This window comes from Exiguobacterium alkaliphilum (assembly GCF_018138125.1).
Classification (GTDB): Bacteria; Bacillota; Bacilli; order Exiguobacteriales; family Exiguobacteriaceae; genus Exiguobacterium; species Exiguobacterium alkaliphilum.
Genome location: NZ_CP073101.1, coordinates 1,063,259 through 1,079,178, shown reverse-complemented (window position 1 = coordinate 1,079,178; position 15,920 = coordinate 1,063,259). Strand labels below are relative to the sequence as shown.

Here is a 15,920-nt window from a genome sequence, read left to right as displayed (position 1 = left end):
CTGTATATACCGTTACCCGTTCGAGGCGAACGAAAAGCTCGACGTGTGCGCCACGCCGAGCCGACTCATTCTGCTTTCTCGATTGACACGTTGAACAGCTGTTTAATCATCTGTTCGCGCTCATATTGGGCGTTCAGCTCTTCCATCTCGCGAATGCGCGCGTTCGGCGCGAGCACCGTCAAGTGACGGAACAAGTTCCGCATCTCACCGGTACACTCCCCGCCATACTCGCCGTCGATGTTGAGACTCATCGGCTCCGTCGTCTTCATCCGGACGTGGCTCGTCTTGAAGTGCTCGACGAGCGGACTCGTCAAGTGCTCGCCACGGAGCAACAGACGGACGACATGGATGAACTCGAACAAGTTACATTTACGTAAGATGAACAAGTCGAACAAGCCGTCGTTCAGCGACGCGTGTGGTGAAATCTTCTCGAAACCACCGACCGAGTTCGAGTTCGACGTGAGGAAAATCATCACCTCGCCGCTGAACGTGCCTTCGTCGTGCTCGAGTTCGATATACGTCGGTTTGATGAGCGGTAGCTTCTCCATCCCTTTGACGTAATACGCGAGCTGGCCGAGCGCCGTCTTCAACTTCGACGGCACTTCGTATGACAGCTCGGTCATGATGCCGCCGCCGGCGATATTGATGAAGTAGTGGATGTCACCCTTCTCGCCTTCAATCTCACCGAGGTCGACCGGCATCTCGAAGCCGTCGCAGATGACGTCGAGCGCCCCGACGACACTCAAAGGAATACGCATCGCACGGGCGAAGTCGTTCGTCGTGCCGACCGGAATGAGCCCGATCGTTGGACGTGTCTCAAGCGGTGCAAGGCCCGAGATGACTTCGTTCAGCGTCCCGTCCCCGCCGGCCGCGATAATCAAATCGAACTCGGCCGCAGCGGCCCGGACGGCTTCCTGCGTCGCGTCACCAATCGCTTTCGTCGCGTACGTCGACGTCTCATAACCCGCATCCTCTAAGCGGTTCAAGATGTACGGGAGCTCCCGTTTGATCACTTCTTTTCCTGATGTCGGGTTATAGATGACCCGCGCACGTTTCCGTTGCATACTCTTTCTCTCCCTTTGCTCATATCGAGCGAAAAGCGAGACACAAGTGCCTCGCCGCTTCGTCAGCGTTTGGCAATCTCTTCGTGGAACAAGCCATCGAGGAGTGCCGGGTTCGCCATCCCTTTCGTCTGTTTCATGATTTGCCCGATGATGAAGCCTTTCGCCCGGTCTTTCCCGTTCTTAAAGTCTTCAATCATTTGCGGATGCGCCTCGAACAACTCAAGGATGTAGCCGCGAAGCAAGTTCTCGTCCGAGATTTGAGCGAGGCCGTTCGCTTCCACATACGCTTTCGGTTCGGCGCCTTCTTCCATCATGGCCGTGAACACACGCTTGGCGATCTTCGAAGAAATTGTACCGTCTCCAATCAAACGAATCAACTCTGCGAGCGCGCCCGGTGTGAGTTTCATCGTCTCGATCGTCTCGTCCGACTTGTTCAAGTGGCCGAGCACTTCACCCATGAGCCAGTTCGCCGCGGCTTTTGGCTCGGCACCGGCCGCCGTCGTCGCTTCGAAGAAGTCCGAGAACTCACGCGTCGACGTGAGCGCCTTCGCGTCATACGCCGACAAGCCGTAATTGCTCATGTAGCGTTCGCGACGGGCCGCCGGCAGTTCCGGAAGTGTCGCCCGGATGCGATCTTTCCACGCCTCGTCAATCTCGAGACGGACGAGGTCCGGCTCTGGGAAGTAGCGATAGTCGGCCGCGCCTTCTTTGACACGCATGAGAATCGTCTTCTTCCCCGCCTCGTCGAAACGGAGCGTCTCTTGACGCATGACGCCACCCGTGATGAGGAGTTTGCGATGACGGTCTTCTTCATACTCGAGCGCCTTCAACACGTTCGAGAACGAGTTCAAGTTTTTGAGTTCCGTCTTCGTCCCGAACGGTTCTTGACCGAACGGACGGACCGAGATGTTACAGTCGCAACGAAGCGACCCTTCTTCCATCTTGACGTCCGAGACGCCCGCGAACGAGAGCACTTCTTTCAAGCGCTCGAGGTACGCGACGGCGTCTTTCGGTGAGCGCATGTCGGCCTCACTGACGATCTCGATGAGCGGTGAGCCGGTCCGGTTGAAGTCGACGACCGAATGCTTCTCACCCGTGTGGTTCATCTTCCCGGCATCTTCTTCGAGGTGGACCCGCTCGATGCGGAACCGTTTCATCTCGCCGTCGACTTCGACGTCGACGTGACCGTTGAAGCCAATCGGCTGGTCGAATTGCGAGATTTGGTACGCTTTCGGCGTGTCCGGATAGAAGTAGTTCTTCCGGTCGAATTTCGTATCGGTCGCGACTTCACAGTTGAGTGCCATCGCGGCCTTGATGGCAAGGTTGACCGCCTCTTCGTTCAATTTAGGCAAGACGCCCGGGTGTCCGAGACAAATCGGACACGTCTGTGTATTCGTTTCGGCACCGTACGTGCGCGAGCAGCCACACCAAATCTTCGACTTCGTGCTCAGCTCGGCGTGCACCTCGATCCCGATGATCGTTTCAAAGTTCATCGTACGTCCTCCTTAAAGCTGTGGCATTTTGAAACCGCCGTTTGCTTGTTCGAAAGCATGGGCCACGCGGTAGAGTGTTGGTTCACTGTAATGGTTCCCGATGATTTGAAGACCGACCGGGAGTCCTTCTGACAGACCGGCTGGGACCGAGATGGCCGGGACGCCCGCCAAGTTGACGGGGATCGTCATAATATCGTTAGCGTACATCGTGAGCGGGTCTTCGAGCTGGTCGCCGAGTTTGAACGCAATCGTCGGAGCAGTCGGCCCGATGATGGCGTCGTACTTCGCGAACACTTTTTCAAAGTCTTGCTTCATGAGCGTTCGGACCTGTTGCGACTTCTTGTAGAAGGCATCGTAATAACCAGAGCTCAAGGCGTACGTTCCGAGCATGATGCGACGTTTCACTTCTTCGCCGAACCCTTGCTCACGCGAGTACGTGAACACTTCTTCGAGCGCGTCGGCCTCGGCGCGGCGTCCGTAACGGATGCCGTCGAAGCGGGCGAGGTTCGAAGATGCTTCAGACGAAGCGAGCAAGTAATATGTCGGGAGCGCGTATTTCACCGTCGGGAGCGATACCGTCTCGACCGTCGCACCGAGCGACTTGAGCGTCTCGATCGCTTCCTCGATTTGTTTACGGACACCGTCCGATACGCCTTCCCCCATGAACTCTTCCGGGAGTGCGAGTTTCAAGCCTTTGATGTCGCCGTGAAGCGACTTCGTGTAGTCCGGAAGCTCGACCGTCGATGACGTCGAGTCCATCTCGCAATGCCCGGCAATCGCGTTCAACAAGTAGGCGTTGTCTTCGACCGTACGTGTGAGCGGACCGATTTGGTCGAGCGACGAGGCGAAGGCGACGAGGCCGTAACGTGAGACGAGACCATACGTCGGTTTCATCCCGACGACGCCACAATAGGCCGCCGGTTGACGAATCGAACCGCCCGTATCCGAGCCAAGGCTAAAGAGGACTTGTCCGGCCGCGACCGTCGCGGCCGAACCGCCTGACGAACCACCTGGTACGCGGGTCGGGTCCCATGGGTTGCGGACGACTTTGAACGCCGAGTTCTCGTTTGACGAGCCCATCGCGAACTCGTCCATGTTGAGCTTCCCGATTGTGACGGCACCGGCGTCATGGAGACGCTCGACGACCGTCGCGTCATGGGCCGGGACGAAGTTCTCGAGGAATTTCGAGGCACACGTCGTCCGCATCCCTTTCGTGACGATGTTGTCTTTGACGCCGATCGGCAATCCGAAGAGCGGGTTGTCCGCTGTCTTCGCGAGGTCGTCCATCCGTTTTGCTTGCTCGAACGCATCCTCGTTGAGCGTCAAGAACGCACCGATTTTCTCATCCGTGCGCTCGATTTGGTCGAACGATTCTTTGACGAGGTCCGTCACCGTGACCTCGCCTTCTTTTAATAAGGTATGTAGCTTCGCTACACCGTGGTCGAATAAACTCATAGGGGCCTCCTTATTCAAAGACGGCTGGGACGCGGACTTGGCCGTTCTCCCAATCAGGTGCCATCCGTTCGACTTCCTCGCGTGGAAGCGACGGGCGGACCTCGTCTTTGCGTAGTACGTTTTTCAAATCTAGGGCATGGGTCGTCGGGATGACGCCCGTTGTATCGAGTTCATCGAGTTGCTCCGCGAACTCGAGGATTTTTGTCAATTGCTCCGTGAAGTGCGTCACCTCGTCATCTGTGATCGCAAGGCGGGCGAGTCCGGCGACGTGCCGTACTTCATCTTCTGTGATTCGAGTCAATCTTCACACCTCCAACATGGTTTCATACATCGTTCCTTATCATACCACTATTTCATAAGACAAAAAAGAAAATCCAATCCGGTAAAAATCAGCTTCATTTTTTACAAACATGGGAAATCTGACCCGAACATTGACTCGTTTCCAAAAACGGCTATTCGATGAACCGCCCAATCTCCTTATGCTTAAAGAGAAGACTGTACATATGGGGAGGATCACTATGTCAATCCGGAATAAACTGATTGCCGCGTTCACCGTCTTGCTCGTCTTGTTGCTCGGCGTGAGCGGTTATGCGTTATACGCCTTGAACGCCTCGAAGGCCGCACAAGAAGATATGACCGTGTCGTGGGTGCCAGGCATGGACCAGATTCATCAAGTCGACAAACAGTTGCTCGAGATACGGCGCCATCTGATTCGACACGCTCTCGTCGAGGACGAAGTGACGAAACAGAACGTCGAGCGCGACGTCGAGACGGGCGTCACGATTTTAAAGCAACGGATGAGCGGCTATGAATCGACGATCATCACACAAGCTGACCAAGAACTGTTCGATCAGGCCGAGACGCAGTGGACGACGTTTCAAACGAACATCACGGAACTATTGCGCATCTCAAACGAGGAAGGCCAAGCTGAGGCCGAGGCTTATATCCGCGACACGGCGACGCCGAGTGCGGATGCGCTGTCGAACACGCTCGGCCTTCTCGTCAACTTGAACCGTGACGCCATCATCTCCGACACGGAACAAGGCGAGGCGCTGTTTGAACAAGTACAGCTCACGCTCATCGTCATCCTAGCCGCCGCTGCCATTTTCACCGTGCTCATGATGCTGTTCATCTTCCGCTCCATCTTCGAACCGCTCAACGAGTTCAAAGTAAAGATACGGGAACTCGCGACGAGCGAAGGCGATTTGACGACGGCAATTCCGGTGAAGCGCCGAGACGAGTTTTCGGGGCTCGCACGCGACTTCAACCAATTCATCGCCAACTTGCGTCAACTCATCCTGCAAGTGAACGACGTGTCTCGCGGTGTCGCCGCACAGTCGGCCAACACGTATGAAGAGCTAAAAGCGCTCGACACGTATATGACGACGACGGCCGCGACGACCGAGGACTTGACGGCCGGCATGCAACAGACGGCCGCGAGCGCCCAGGAAATGAACGCTTCGGCTTCCGACATGGAACGGACGCTCCAACACATCGTCTCGATGGCCGCCGAACGAAAAGACGAGGCGAAACGGGTCGATGCCCGGGCCGTCGCCCTTCGTGGCCATGCCGTCGAAGCGAAATCGTCCGCTCTCCACGTCCTCGATTCGACCCGACAACGATTAGAGCGGGCGATGCAAGACGCGAAGGCGGTCCGCGAGATTGCGACGCTCACGAACGACATTCTAGACATCGCCGCCCAGACGAACCTGTTGTCTTTGAACGCCTCAATCGAAGCCGCGCGTGCCGGTGAAGCGGGCCGCGGATTCGCCGTCGTCGCCGACGAGATTCGAAAGCTCGCCGAGACGAGCCGCTCGACCGTCGAACGGATCCAAGCCATCTCGGCGACCGTGCTCCAGTCGGTAGACCATCTGAACGAGACGTCGAGCGAGATGCTCTCCTTCCTCGACACGAACGTCGTCAAAGACTACGACCAACTCGAAGAGGCGGCCGAACAGTACAGCGCGGACGCGGGACGGTTCGAGACGACCGCTTCCGAGTTCGCCGATGCCGCGACCGAGCTCGAACAGTTGACGTCGAACATGATTTCTGTCATCCAAGATGTCGCCGTCACAGTGAACAACGGCGCGCTCGGCACGCAAGAGATTGCCGAGAAAGTGACGCTCTCGGTCGACCGGTTCGGGGAGTTGAACCGTGCCACCGAGATGTCGCAACAAAAGATGGACGAGTTGAACGAACTGATTAGCCAATTCAAAGTATAAAAAATGGAAGCTTCCTGTGAAGGAGGCTTCCATTTTGATTAAGCGATGGACTTCCGCAACTCTTTCTGTCGTTCCAACTCGAACCTTTTCGTCTCTGCGACGACGACGCCGGACAAGAACAATAACCCGATCAAGTTCGGGATTGCCATCAACCCGTTGAACACGTCCGAGATGGCCCAGATGAGGTTCAAATTCGTCGTCATGGCGCCGAGTCCGGCGACAACGATGTATAGGACACGATACGGCACGATCGACCGCTCGCCGAACAAGTAATAAATCGATCGTTCCCCGTAGTAGCACCAGCCGATCACTGTCGAGAAGGCGAAGAAGACGAGCGAGATGGTGACGATCAGCTCGCCGACCGGTCCGAGGAAATACGCGAACGACGCTTGCGTCAACTCGATGCCTTGCAGACCGCTCGCGTATTGCCCGCTCATGACAATCGTCAAGCCCGTGATCGAACAGACGATGAGCGTATCGATCAACACTTGCGTCATCGAGACGAGCGCCTGTCGTCCCGGGAAATCAGTCTTTGCGGCCGCGGCAGCAATCGGTGCCGAACCGAGTCCGGCCTCGTTCGAGAACACGCCGCGCGCGACACCGTATCGAATCGCGGCCCCGAGCGCCCCACCGCCGATTGCTTCGGCACTGAACGTGCTCGCGAAAATAGTCGCGAACGCCGACGGAATCAACTCGAAGTTCATGACGAGAATGGTGAGACCACCGCCGACGTAGGCGAAAATCATGACCGGCACGAACACGCCGACGACTTTCCCGATCGACTTCACGCCACCGAGGATGACGAACGCCGTCAACACCATGAGCGTGAGCCCGGTCACAATCATCGGGACGCCGAACGACGTGTTGAGCGCGAGGCTAATCGAGTTCGTCTGGACGCCGTTGCCGATCCCGAACGCGGCGATGGCCGCGAACAAGGCGAACGTCATGCCGAGCCAACGCTTCTTCAACCCGTGCTCCAAGTAATACATTGGTCCGCCGGCAATCTCGCCCCGCTCATCGACGACACGATATTTGACGGCAAGGATGGCCTCCGCGTATTTCGTCGCCATGCCGATAAAGCCCGATAGCCACATCCAGACGATGGCGCCCGGCCCACCGAGGACGACCGCCGTCGCGACCCCGACCATGTTCCCGGTCCCGACCGTCGCGGCGAGCGCGGTCATGAGTGCCTGAAAATGGGTGATGTCTCCGCGTTGCTTCTTCTGTTCAGCTTTCGCTTTCGGGATGAACGCCTCTCTCAAGCCGAACCCAAGTCGCGTCACTTGGATGAAGCCGAGTCGGACGGTCAAAAAGATTCCCGTCCCAATCAATAAAATAAGTAAGTGTGGACCCCAGACAAGGTCCGATAACGCCGTTAACCAGTTCTCAAATTGTGTCATCTGTCCGTTCCCCCTATGTCGTACCGTTGCCCTTCCCATTTTTCAGAAGATTCACATACCCGTCAAGTTCATCCCACCGCAAAATCCCCTCCTTCTCGTGTAAACAACTTGTCACAAACGGGCTGAGACGTTCGTATACGTGGACATCCATCACAGGAGATTGACATCAAATTGTAAACGATATCTACAAAAAAACGGCCTCCTTTTTAGGAGACCGATTCAAACTTATGACGTGACGGCCGCTACGACTTCGTCGACGTGCCCGTTCACTTTGACGCTCCGCCACTCCTGTTCGATATAGCCGTCCTCATTGATGAGGAACGTCGAACGGACGATGCCGTAGTACTCTTTCCCGTAGTTCTTCTTCAATTGCCAGACGCCGTAAAGCTCCGACACTTCATGGTCGGCGTCGACGAGCAGGTCGAACGGGAGCTCGTGCTTGTTGATGAAGTTTTGATGCTTCTTCTGGCTGTCGGCCGAGATGCCGATGACGACGGCGCCTGACAGTTTCGGCATCGCGTCGCGGAAGTCACACGCCTCGGTCGTGCAGCCCGGCGTCGAATCTTTCGGGTAGAAATAGAGGACGACCTTTTGGCCGCGATACTGTTCAAGCGAGATCATGTCCCCGTTTTGGTTCGGTAATGTGAATGTCGGTGCTAACATCATCGTTTCCTCCTTAACCGAACGACGGATCGACGAGTCGTTCGTCATAGCCGTCGATGGCTTGTTCTAGTTTTTGTTTGAGCGGCTCGAGCACTTCCAAATACTCGACCGGGTCTTCCGTCGCGGCCGCCGCGCGTAACCCGTCTTCCTGTTCATCATACCAGTTCACGTACGCCTCGAAATAGTCGACCATCACTTGCTGGTTCTCCGGGACGGTAAGCGTCTCCGACAACAGGAGGAAGACGTTGTTGTCCGCTTCGAGCGCGACATAGTCCGTCTGCGCGTTGACACGGTCGTAAATCGGGCCGGCCTCGTCTTCCGGTACGTCAGCGAGACGGGCGTTCGCTTCCGGGTTGACCCCGTACTCGTTCGCTTCGATGCCGGTCAACAACTCGCCGACCTCGCCGATGACGTCAATCGGGAGCACGGCCGGTGTCACGACGAGCTTCCAGTCCTCTCCGTCTTTGATGGCGACTTTCGCCAACCGGTTCGGCAGTTCATTCCCGTCCGCGTCTTCCATCTCGTGAACGAGATACGCCACGTCTCCGGCCTCGTTCACCCAACTCTCATAGATGTCCCCAGGGGAAAGCTCACGCGTCACGGCACCGGTCGCCGGGATATCGGTCCGTTCGCCCGCATAATCGAGGGCGGCGAGCGCCTCGGCGTCACCTTGTCGAAGCGCTTCCTGATAGTCCGCATAGACGGTCTCGACCGCTTCCGGGAGCGGTCGTTTCACTTCTTCGGCCGGTTGCTCTTCCCCGTTGCCGCACGCGCCGAGCATCACGACGAGCACAAGCGGAAGGATCCACTTCTTCATCCAATCATCCTTTCCCGTTACCTCTCTTGTCCTTATCCTATCATGACTTGATTTTGAGCGAAAACGACACGCTTTTCTGGAAAATTGTTTCACTAGGATTTCCCTTGATTTTTCGATACAATACAGACGTAAGCGCTTAAATGCACAATCACTTTTAAGGGGGAACGAGAATGATTCCATACAAACATGAACCATTCACAGACTTTACAAACAAAGAGAACGCCGCGGCCATCCAAGCGGCAATCGAGAAAGTGAACGGTGAACTCGGGAAAGACTATCCGCTCGTCATCGGTGGGGAGAAAGTGACGACAGAAGGCAAAATCACGTCTTACAACCCGGCGAACAAAGAGGAAGTCATCGGACACGTCTCGAAAGCGAACCAAGAGCTCGCGGAGCGTGCGATGCAAGAAGCGCTCACAGCGTTCGACTCATGGCGCCACGTCGACCCGGCTGTCCGTGCCGACATCTTGTTCAAAGCGGCGAACATCGTCCGTAAACGGAAACATGAATTCTCGGCATACCTCGTGAAAGAAGCGGGCAAGCCATGGAACGAGGCGGACGCGGACACAGCGGAAGCGATTGACTTCATGGAGTACTATGCGCGCCAAATGCTCGAACTCAAACCAGGTAAAAAAGTCGAGAGCCGTCCGGGCGAATACAACCGCTATGACTACATCCCACTCGGGGTCGGGATCGTCATCAGCCCTTGGAACTTCCCGTTCGCAATCATGGCAGGGACGGCCGTCGCGGCCATCGTTGCCGGGAACACGATCCTCTTGAAGCCAGCTTCGACGACACCGATCGTCGCAGCGAAATTCGTCGAGGTCATGGAAGAGGCAGGTCTGCCGAAAGGTGTCCTCAACTTCATCCCAGGGCCGGGCGCTGAAGTCGGTGACTATCTCGTCGACCATCCGAAGACGCGCTTCATCAGCTTCACAGGTTCACGCGACGTCGGCCTCCGCATCAACGAGCGCGCCTCGAAATTGAACGACGGGCAAATCTGGCTCAAGCGTGTCATCGCCGAGATGGGCGGGAAAGACACGATCGTCGTCGACGAGTCAGCGGACCTTGAGCTCGCAGCACAGTCAATCGTCAAATCGGCGTTCGGCTTCTCAGGACAAAAATGTTCGGCTTGTTCACGTGCCGTCATCGTCGACAGCGTGTATGACACGGTTCTCGACCGCGTCGTCGAGTTGACGAACGAACTCTCGGTCGGAAACACAGAGAAGAACGAACACTTCATGGGGCCGGTCATCGATGCGGCCGCGTTCAAGAAGATCACGTCGTACTTCGACGTCGCGAAAGAAGAAGGACGCATCGTCGCCGGTGGGAAAGCCGATGACTCGACAGGCTACTTCATCGAGCCGACAGTCGTCGCGGACGTCGCGCCGAAAGCGCGTCTCATGCAAGAAGAGATCTTCGGACCGATCGTTGCGTTCACGAAAGCGAGCGACTTCAAAGAAGCGATCGACATCGCCAACAACACAGAGTACGGCTTGACAGGTGCCGTCCTCACACGTGACCGCTCGAACCAAGAGTATGCGCGTCAAAACTTCCACGTCGGGAACTTGTACTTCAACCGTGGCTGCACAGGCGCCATCGTCGGCTACCAGCCGTTCGGCGGGTTCAACATGTCAGGGACAGACTCGAAAGCAGGCGGACCGGATTACATCCAGCTCCACATGCAAGCGAAAACGACGTCTGAGACGTTTTAATCTTCAAGTCCGGCTCAACGTGAGCCGGGCTTGTTTTATAAGGAGGATTATTCATGGAAACGTTCGATGACTTTTTAACAACGATTGACGACCCGGAGCGACGCGCCAAGCTAGACGACGTGTTCGACTGGATACGCCAGACGTTCCCCCATCTCGAGGAGCGCATCGCCTGGAACCAACCGATGTTCACCGACCACGGGACGTTCATCATCGCGTTCAGCGTCGCCAAAGCCCATTTCGCGGTCGCCCCGGAAGCGGTCGCACTCGAACAGTTCGCCGACCGGATCAAGGAATCTGGCTACACGCAGACGAAACAGCTGTTCCGCATCAAGTGGGACCAAGCCGTCGATCAGGAGCTGTTGCACGACATCATCGCCTTCAACATAAAAGATAAGGCGGATCACACCTCATTTTGGCGGTGAACGAAGATCAGGCACGACGGCGTCGACCGTCGTGCCTTTTTTCATCCTAACGCCACGTCTAGTATCATCATGATGGCGAACCCGAGCATCAACGCCATCGCCGCCAAATCCTTATGCCCGTTCTCTTGCGACCCCGGGACGACTTCTTCGACGACGACGAAAATCATCGCCCCAGCGGCAAAACTCAAGGCGAACGGCAAGAGCGGCTCCATCATGTAGACGGCCCATACCCCAATCAAGGCGGCGACCCGACAACTGTCCGTAAAAGAAGCTTTTCCGCCGTGACATTCCTTCCCGCCGTAACGGCAACGAGACGGCTGTCCCTTCTGGAAAGTTTTGAATACCAATCCCGATGGCGAGCGCGATGGCCCCGGTCAACGAAGCGGAAGGAAAGTCAGCCGCGACCGCGCCGAACGCGACCCCAATCGCTAATCCTTCCGGGATGTTGTGAAGGGTGATCGCCAAGACGAGCAATGTGCTGCGCTTCCGTTTTTCTGGCTCGATCCCTTCCGCCTCATCCATCGAGGACGTCGGATGTAGGTGCGGCAGCAACTTGTCGACACCCCACAAAAAGAGTCCTCCTAACAAGAAACCGACTGTGGCCGGGAACCAGGACGGCCAGGCACCCTCGCCCGCCATCTCGATCGCAGGCGACAGGAGCGACCAGAAACTAGCCGCAATCATCACCCCACCGGCAAAACCGAGCATGCCGTCCATCAGCCGCTGGTTGATCGACTTCGTCGTGAAGACAACCGCCGCCCCGAGCGCGGTCATTCCCCATGTGAATAACGTGCCGATTAATGCCTGCATCGCCGGGCTCAAAGACACGAACCGTTCGACCATCGCTGCCGCCTCCGTATCCTCCGTCATGTGTGCTCCTTGTCCTTTTCCACCGCTTCGATCGAACGTAACCCGTCACCACCAAAAAAGGAGAGCGAGACGCCCCCCTTTTTCTTCCTCCCTAAACCTTCCTCAGAAGGCGCGCATCAAGTTGGCCATCTCGATGGCCGACGTCGCCGCTTCCCAACCTTTGTTTCCGGCTTTCGTTCCGGCCCGCTCAATCGCCTGCTCGATCGTCTCGGTCGTCAAGACGCCGAAGATGACCGGCACTTCCGACTGATAGCTCGCCTGGGCGATTCCTTTCGCCGCCTCGTTACAGACGTAATCGAAGTGTGGCGTCGCCCCACGGATGACGGCACCGAGCGTGATGACCGCGTCATACTTCTTACTCATCGCCATCTTCTTGGCGACGAGCGGGAGCTCGAACGCCCCCGGTACGAAGGCGAGCTCGACGTCCTCTTGTTCGACGCCGTGGCGCTTGAGCGCATCTTTCGCCCCGTCTAAGAGACGCATCGTGATCAGATCGTTGAACCGTCCGACGACGATTCCGACTTTCAAGCCTTTTCCAACCAAGTTTCCTTCAAATGTATGCATCATCATTGTTCTCCTCCAAAGTGGTTCATTTTTTGTTGTTTCGTCAGCCGATACTTCTCGTTCGCCGCATGTTCCCCAACGATGATTGGCACCCGTTCCATGACGGTGATGCCACACGCTTCGAGCGCGTCGACTTTCTCCGGGTTGTTCGTCATGAGCCGGACGGTCGTGACGCCGAGGTCGCGGAGCATCGCCGCGCTCACCCGGTAATCGCGTAAATCGGCGTGTAAGCCGAGCGCGACGTTCGCATCGACTGTATCAAGCCCTTGCTCTTGCAGTTCATACGCCTTTAGCTTATTCAACAGCCCAATCCCGCGCCCTTCTTGGCGCATGTATAAGACGACACCGCCTTCGGCCTCGATTCGCGCGAGTGCCGTGTCGAGTTGCGGTCCGCAGTCGCAGCGGTATGACCCGAACACGTCACCGGTCAGACATTCCGAATGGATACGCACGAGCGGAACGTCGCTCAGTCCGTCTTTCACGAGCGCGACGTGTTCTTCTCGGTCGAGGACGTTCCGATACCCGAGCAAGCGAAACCCGCCCTTGGCCGTCGGGAGGGTGACGTCCGCCTCGCGCGTGACGAGATCGGTCTCCATATAGCGGACGAGCGCCTCAATCGTGATGAACTTCAAGTCATGGGCTTTTGCCACAAGTTCAAGGTCCGGCACCCGGGCCATCTCCCCGTCTTCACGGATGATTTCGCAGATGACGGCGACCGGTTCACTACCGGCGAGGCGGGCCAAGTCGACCGACGCCTCCGTATGTCCGCGCCGTACCGAGACGCCGCCTTTTTTCGCGATGAGCGGGAAGATGTGTCCCGGTCGTTGGAAATCAACGGGCCGGGCGTTGACGTTAGCGAGCTCGCGCACCGTATGGGCCCGTTCACTCGCCGAGATGCCCGTCGTCGAGTCGACGTGGTCGACGCTGACGGTGAAGGCGGTCCCATGCGGGTCGGTGCTGTTTTCGACCATCGGCTTTAAGTCGAGCCGGACGGCGACTTCTTCAGCGAGCGCGGCGCAGACGAGCCCTTTCCCTTCCGTGATGAGGAAGTTCATCGTCTCGGCCGTCATCTTGTCGGCAAGGACGACGAAGTCCCCCTCGTTCTCTCGGTCCTCATCATCGACGACGATAATTGGGCGACCTTGCTTCAAGTCTTCAATCGCTGCTTCAATCGTGTCAAACATCACCATCCCGCCTTTCCGTATCCTTGTGACGCCAACGATTCGAGCGTCATCGGTTTTTGATTCACTAACTTCTCCATATATTTTGCCAACATGTCACATTCCAAATTGACCGTGTCCCCGGCTTGTTTCATCCCGAGCACCGTCTCACTGTACGTGTGCGGGATGAGCGAGAGCGTGAAGCCGCGTTCCGTCACATCGAACACCGTCAAACTCGTCCCATCGACCGAGATCGAACCTTTCGGGACGATATACCGGAGAAGCGACGGCTCGCAGCTGATGTCGACGTACACCGCGTTCGCGAGCGGACGTTTCTTGACGATGCGCCCGACCCCGTCGACGTGACCGGAGACGAAGTGTCCGCCGAATCGTCCGTTCGCCGGCATCGCCCGCTCTAAGTTCACACGTGTCCCCGGGCGGACGCCGTCAAGGCTCGACGCTTTGAGCGTCTCGGGCATGACGTCGACTGCGAACGTCCGCTCGTCGAACGTCGTCACCGTGAGACAGATCCCGTTGACCGAGATGCTGTCCCCAAGTTTCACGTCCTGCAAGACGATGTCACCCGTGAGCGTGAGCCTAAGCGATGGCCCGTTCCGTTTCACCGCTTTGACGCTACCGATTTCTTCAACGATTCCTGTGAACATCGGACTCCCCCTTTCGCATGACGAGTTTGATATCGTTGCCGATCGTCTCGACAGAACGAACGTCAAATTGTTCGATTGCCTCGAGCGGTCCGTCATGATTCGAGCGATAGAACCCGGCCTTGCCACCGAAGACGCGTGGGGACTGATACATGACCCACTCGTCGATGTATCCCCCGTCTAAGAGCGACGTCACGAGCGTCGGACCGGCCTCGACGAGGAGACGGCCGATGCCGCGGGCGTACAGTTCCTCGAGCACCCGTTCGAGCGTCGTATAGTCCGCCAGTTCGACACCACGCGACTCGAGTGCCTCACGTCTCGACACATCATCGGACGTCGTATAGACGAGCACTGGTAGTTCGTTCGCCGTGCGGACGAGCTGGCTCGCGTGCGGCACGTTCAACTCTCGGTCTAACACGACACGCAGCGGTTGTTCGGTCGGCCGCTCGAGTCGCGCCGTGAGCGCCGGGTCGTCCGCGATGACGGTCCCGATTCCGGTCAACACCGCGTCGACGTTCGCCCGTAACGCATGGACGTCGAGCCGGGCTTCCGTCCCGGTCACCCATTTACTCTCGCCGGTATCGAGTGCGACTTTCCCGTCGAGGCTCGTCGCCGTCTTCAAGATGACGTACGGACGCTTCGTCTCGAGCGAGCGTAGGAACGCAGGATTGAGCGCTCGGGCCTCACTTTCGAGTAGACCGACCTCGACCTCGATTCCGGCCGCTTTCAAACGCTTGATGCCGCGTCCCGCGACGAGCGGATTCGGATCTTCCATCGCGATGACGACCCGGCGGACGCCGGATTCGATCAAGAGATCGGCGCATGGCGGTGTCTTCCCGTGATGCGAGCACGGCTCGAGCGTGACGTACACGGTCGAACCGAACGCGGACGCGCCGGCCATCCGGATGGCGTGCACCTCGGCATGCGGTTCGCCCGCCTTCAAATGGGCGCCGAATCCGACGACCCGGTCGTCTTTGACGACGACGGCGCCGACGAGCGGGTTGACCCCGGTCTGTCCGTCGGCGCACTTGGCCAATTGGATGGCATGTTGCATGTACTGTTTCATAATCTCCCTCCTTGTTTCGTACAAACAAAAAAGACCTGAAGGACATGTCCTCAAGGTCTCGGTGGGAGGTGTCAGCCGTATTTGGGCAAGCCAAATAAACGTTTTCTTTACAGAAAAGCGTACGACGAACTACAGGTCGCGCGGACCTGTCGATTTTCCTTCTCCCATCCAGACTATACTGTCGGCTCTAGAGTCTCACTAGATCCACCGTTCGCACACGTGCGCCCGGGTCACGGACTTAAGGCGTTCGCCTATCACCGCCGGTTGGGACTTTCACCCGACCCCGAAGGAATATTTGTTTGTACGCCCTTACTTTAGCGCAAAAAAGAACGGAAAGCAAAGAGGAA

The 15,920-nt window shown here is 57.2% G+C and carries 14 protein-coding genes, 1 pseudogene and 1 riboswitch; of the genes and pseudogenes, 3 read left to right on the top strand and 12 right to left on the bottom strand.

Annotated features, from left to right (window positions below):
• Nucleotides 1-65: 65 nt before the first annotated feature.
• Genes KB235_RS05595 through gatC form a run of 4 tightly spaced genes read right to left on the bottom strand, consistent with a single transcriptional unit; the run spans nt 66 to nt 4,313 of the window.
• Nucleotides 66-1,130 (bottom strand): diacylglycerol kinase, encoded by a 1,065-nt coding sequence (locus KB235_RS05595; RefSeq protein WP_338032660.1) that lies wholly within the window; start codon nt 1,128-1,130, stop codon nt 66-68.
• Complete coding sequence (gene gatB, locus KB235_RS05590; RefSeq protein ID WP_211780687.1) at nt 1,127-2,557, bottom strand: Asp-tRNA(Asn)/Glu-tRNA(Gln) amidotransferase subunit GatB; 1,431 nt, start codon at nt 2,555-2,557, stop codon at nt 1,127-1,129. The genes KB235_RS05595 and gatB overlap by 4 nt, the downstream gene beginning before the upstream one ends.
• A gap of 12 nt (nt 2,558-2,569) precedes the next feature.
• Entirely contained in the window at nt 2,570-4,012 is a 1,443-nt protein-coding gene (gene gatA, locus KB235_RS05585; RefSeq protein WP_211780686.1) for an Asp-tRNA(Asn)/Glu-tRNA(Gln) amidotransferase subunit GatA, read from the bottom strand.
• Nucleotides 4,013-4,022: 10 nt separating this feature from the next.
• The gene (gatC, locus tag KB235_RS05580) at nt 4,023-4,313 is read right to left on the bottom strand and encodes an Asp-tRNA(Asn)/Glu-tRNA(Gln) amidotransferase subunit GatC (RefSeq protein WP_024370560.1); all 291 of its coding nucleotides are present in this window, start codon (nt 4,311-4,313) and stop codon (nt 4,023-4,025) included.
• Between the two features lie 217 nt (nt 4,314-4,530).
• Between gatC and KB235_RS05575 the strand changes: the two genes are divergently transcribed.
• The gene (locus tag KB235_RS05575; protein WP_211780685.1) at nt 4,531-6,234 is read left to right on the top strand and encodes a methyl-accepting chemotaxis protein; all 1,704 of its coding nucleotides are present in this window, start codon (nt 4,531-4,533) and stop codon (nt 6,232-6,234) included.
• A 38-nt stretch (nt 6,235-6,272) separates the two neighbouring features.
• Here KB235_RS05575 and KB235_RS05570 read toward each other — a convergent pair whose 3' ends face one another.
• The 3 genes from KB235_RS05570 to KB235_RS05560 form a co-directional block, all read right to left on the bottom strand.
• Complete coding sequence (locus KB235_RS05570) at nt 6,273-7,634, bottom strand: alanine/glycine:cation symporter family protein (RefSeq protein WP_211780684.1); 1,362 nt, start codon at nt 7,632-7,634, stop codon at nt 6,273-6,275.
• Between the two features lie 225 nt (nt 7,635-7,859).
• Complete coding sequence (gene bcp, locus KB235_RS05565) at nt 7,860-8,297, bottom strand: thioredoxin-dependent thiol peroxidase (RefSeq protein ID WP_081825801.1); 438 nt, start codon at nt 8,295-8,297, stop codon at nt 7,860-7,862.
• 13 nt (nt 8,298-8,310) lie between these two features.
• Nucleotides 8,311-9,114 (bottom strand): nuclear transport factor 2 family protein, encoded by an 804-nt coding sequence (locus KB235_RS05560; protein ID WP_211780683.1) that lies wholly within the window; start codon nt 9,112-9,114, stop codon nt 8,311-8,313.
• Between the two features lie 170 nt (nt 9,115-9,284).
• Between KB235_RS05560 and pruA the strand changes: the two genes are divergently transcribed.
• Both pruA and KB235_RS05550 read left to right on the top strand, forming a co-directional pair.
• Nucleotides 9,285-10,829 carry an L-glutamate gamma-semialdehyde dehydrogenase gene (gene pruA / locus KB235_RS05555; protein ID WP_211780682.1) on the top strand — a complete coding sequence of 515 codons (1,545 nt, stop codon included), beginning with the start codon at nt 9,285-9,287 and terminating at the stop codon, nt 10,827-10,829.
• Nucleotides 10,830-10,882: 53 nt separating this feature from the next.
• Entirely contained in the window at nt 10,883-11,251 is a 369-nt protein-coding gene (locus KB235_RS05550; protein WP_211780681.1) for an iron chaperone, read from the top strand.
• A 41-nt stretch (nt 11,252-11,292) separates the two neighbouring features.
• On the opposite strand, the pseudogene KB235_RS05545 reads toward KB235_RS05550, so the two are convergent.
• From KB235_RS05545 to ribD, 5 genes and pseudogenes are all read right to left on the bottom strand, one after another.
• Nucleotides 11,293-12,094: pseudogene (locus tag KB235_RS05545) on the bottom strand (ZIP family metal transporter).
• 129 nt (nt 12,095-12,223) lie between these two features.
• Nucleotides 12,224-12,688, bottom strand: a complete 465-nt coding sequence (gene ribH, locus KB235_RS05540; protein ID WP_276514424.1) for a 6,7-dimethyl-8-ribityllumazine synthase — start codon at nt 12,686-12,688, stop codon at nt 12,224-12,226.
• Nucleotides 12,688-13,869, bottom strand: a complete 1,182-nt coding sequence (gene ribB, locus KB235_RS05535; RefSeq protein WP_211780680.1) for a 3,4-dihydroxy-2-butanone-4-phosphate synthase — start codon at nt 13,867-13,869, stop codon at nt 12,688-12,690. The genes ribH and ribB overlap by 1 nt, the downstream gene beginning before the upstream one ends.
• The gene (ribE, locus tag KB235_RS05530) at nt 13,869-14,510 is read right to left on the bottom strand and encodes a riboflavin synthase (protein ID WP_034817888.1); all 642 of its coding nucleotides are present in this window, start codon (nt 14,508-14,510) and stop codon (nt 13,869-13,871) included. The genes ribB and ribE overlap by 1 nt, the downstream gene beginning before the upstream one ends.
• Nucleotides 14,491-15,573, bottom strand: a complete 1,083-nt coding sequence (ribD, locus tag KB235_RS05525; RefSeq protein ID WP_211780679.1) for a bifunctional diaminohydroxyphosphoribosylaminopyrimidine deaminase/5-amino-6-(5-phosphoribosylamino)uracil reductase RibD — start codon at nt 15,571-15,573, stop codon at nt 14,491-14,493. The genes ribE and ribD overlap by 20 nt, the downstream gene beginning before the upstream one ends.
• A 152-nt stretch (nt 15,574-15,725) precedes the next feature.
• A riboswitch (FMN riboswitch) is annotated at nt 15,726-15,868 on the bottom strand.
• Between the last annotated feature and the right edge of the window lie 52 nt (nt 15,869-15,920).

Coding starts and splice junctions, on each gene's coding strand:
- gatB (WP_211780687.1), bottom strand. CDS start 2,557: ATGAACTTTGAAACGATCATCGGGATCGAGGTGCACGCCGAGCTGAGC.
- gatA (WP_211780686.1), bottom strand. CDS start 4,012: ATGAGTTTATTCGACCACGGTGTAGCGAAGCTACATACCTTATTAAAA.
- KB235_RS05575 (WP_211780685.1), top strand. CDS start 4,531: ATGTCAATCCGGAATAAACTGATTGCCGCGTTCACCGTCTTGCTCGTC.
- KB235_RS05570 (WP_211780684.1), bottom strand. CDS start 7,634: ATGACACAATTTGAGAACTGGTTAACGGCGTTATCGGACCTTGTCTGG.
- bcp (WP_081825801.1), bottom strand. CDS start 8,297: ATGTTAGCACCGACATTCACATTACCGAACCAAAACGGGGACATGATC.
- KB235_RS05560 (WP_211780683.1), bottom strand. CDS start 9,114: ATGAAGAAGTGGATCCTTCCGCTTGTGCTCGTCGTGATGCTCGGCGCG.
- pruA (WP_211780682.1), top strand. CDS start 9,285: ATGATTCCATACAAACATGAACCATTCACAGACTTTACAAACAAAGAG.
- KB235_RS05550 (WP_211780681.1), top strand. CDS start 10,883: ATGGAAACGTTCGATGACTTTTTAACAACGATTGACGACCCGGAGCGA.
- ribH (WP_276514424.1), bottom strand. CDS start 12,688: ATGATGCATACATTTGAAGGAAACTTGGTTGGAAAAGGCTTGAAAGTC.
- ribB (WP_211780680.1), bottom strand. CDS start 13,869: ATGTTTGACACGATTGAAGCAGCGATTGAAGACTTGAAGCAAGGTCGC.
- ribE (WP_034817888.1), bottom strand. CDS start 14,510: ATGTTCACAGGAATCGTTGAAGAAATCGGTAGCGTCAAAGCGGTGAAA.
- ribD (WP_211780679.1), bottom strand. CDS start 15,573: ATGAAACAGTACATGCAACATGCCATCCAATTGGCCAAGTGCGCCGAC.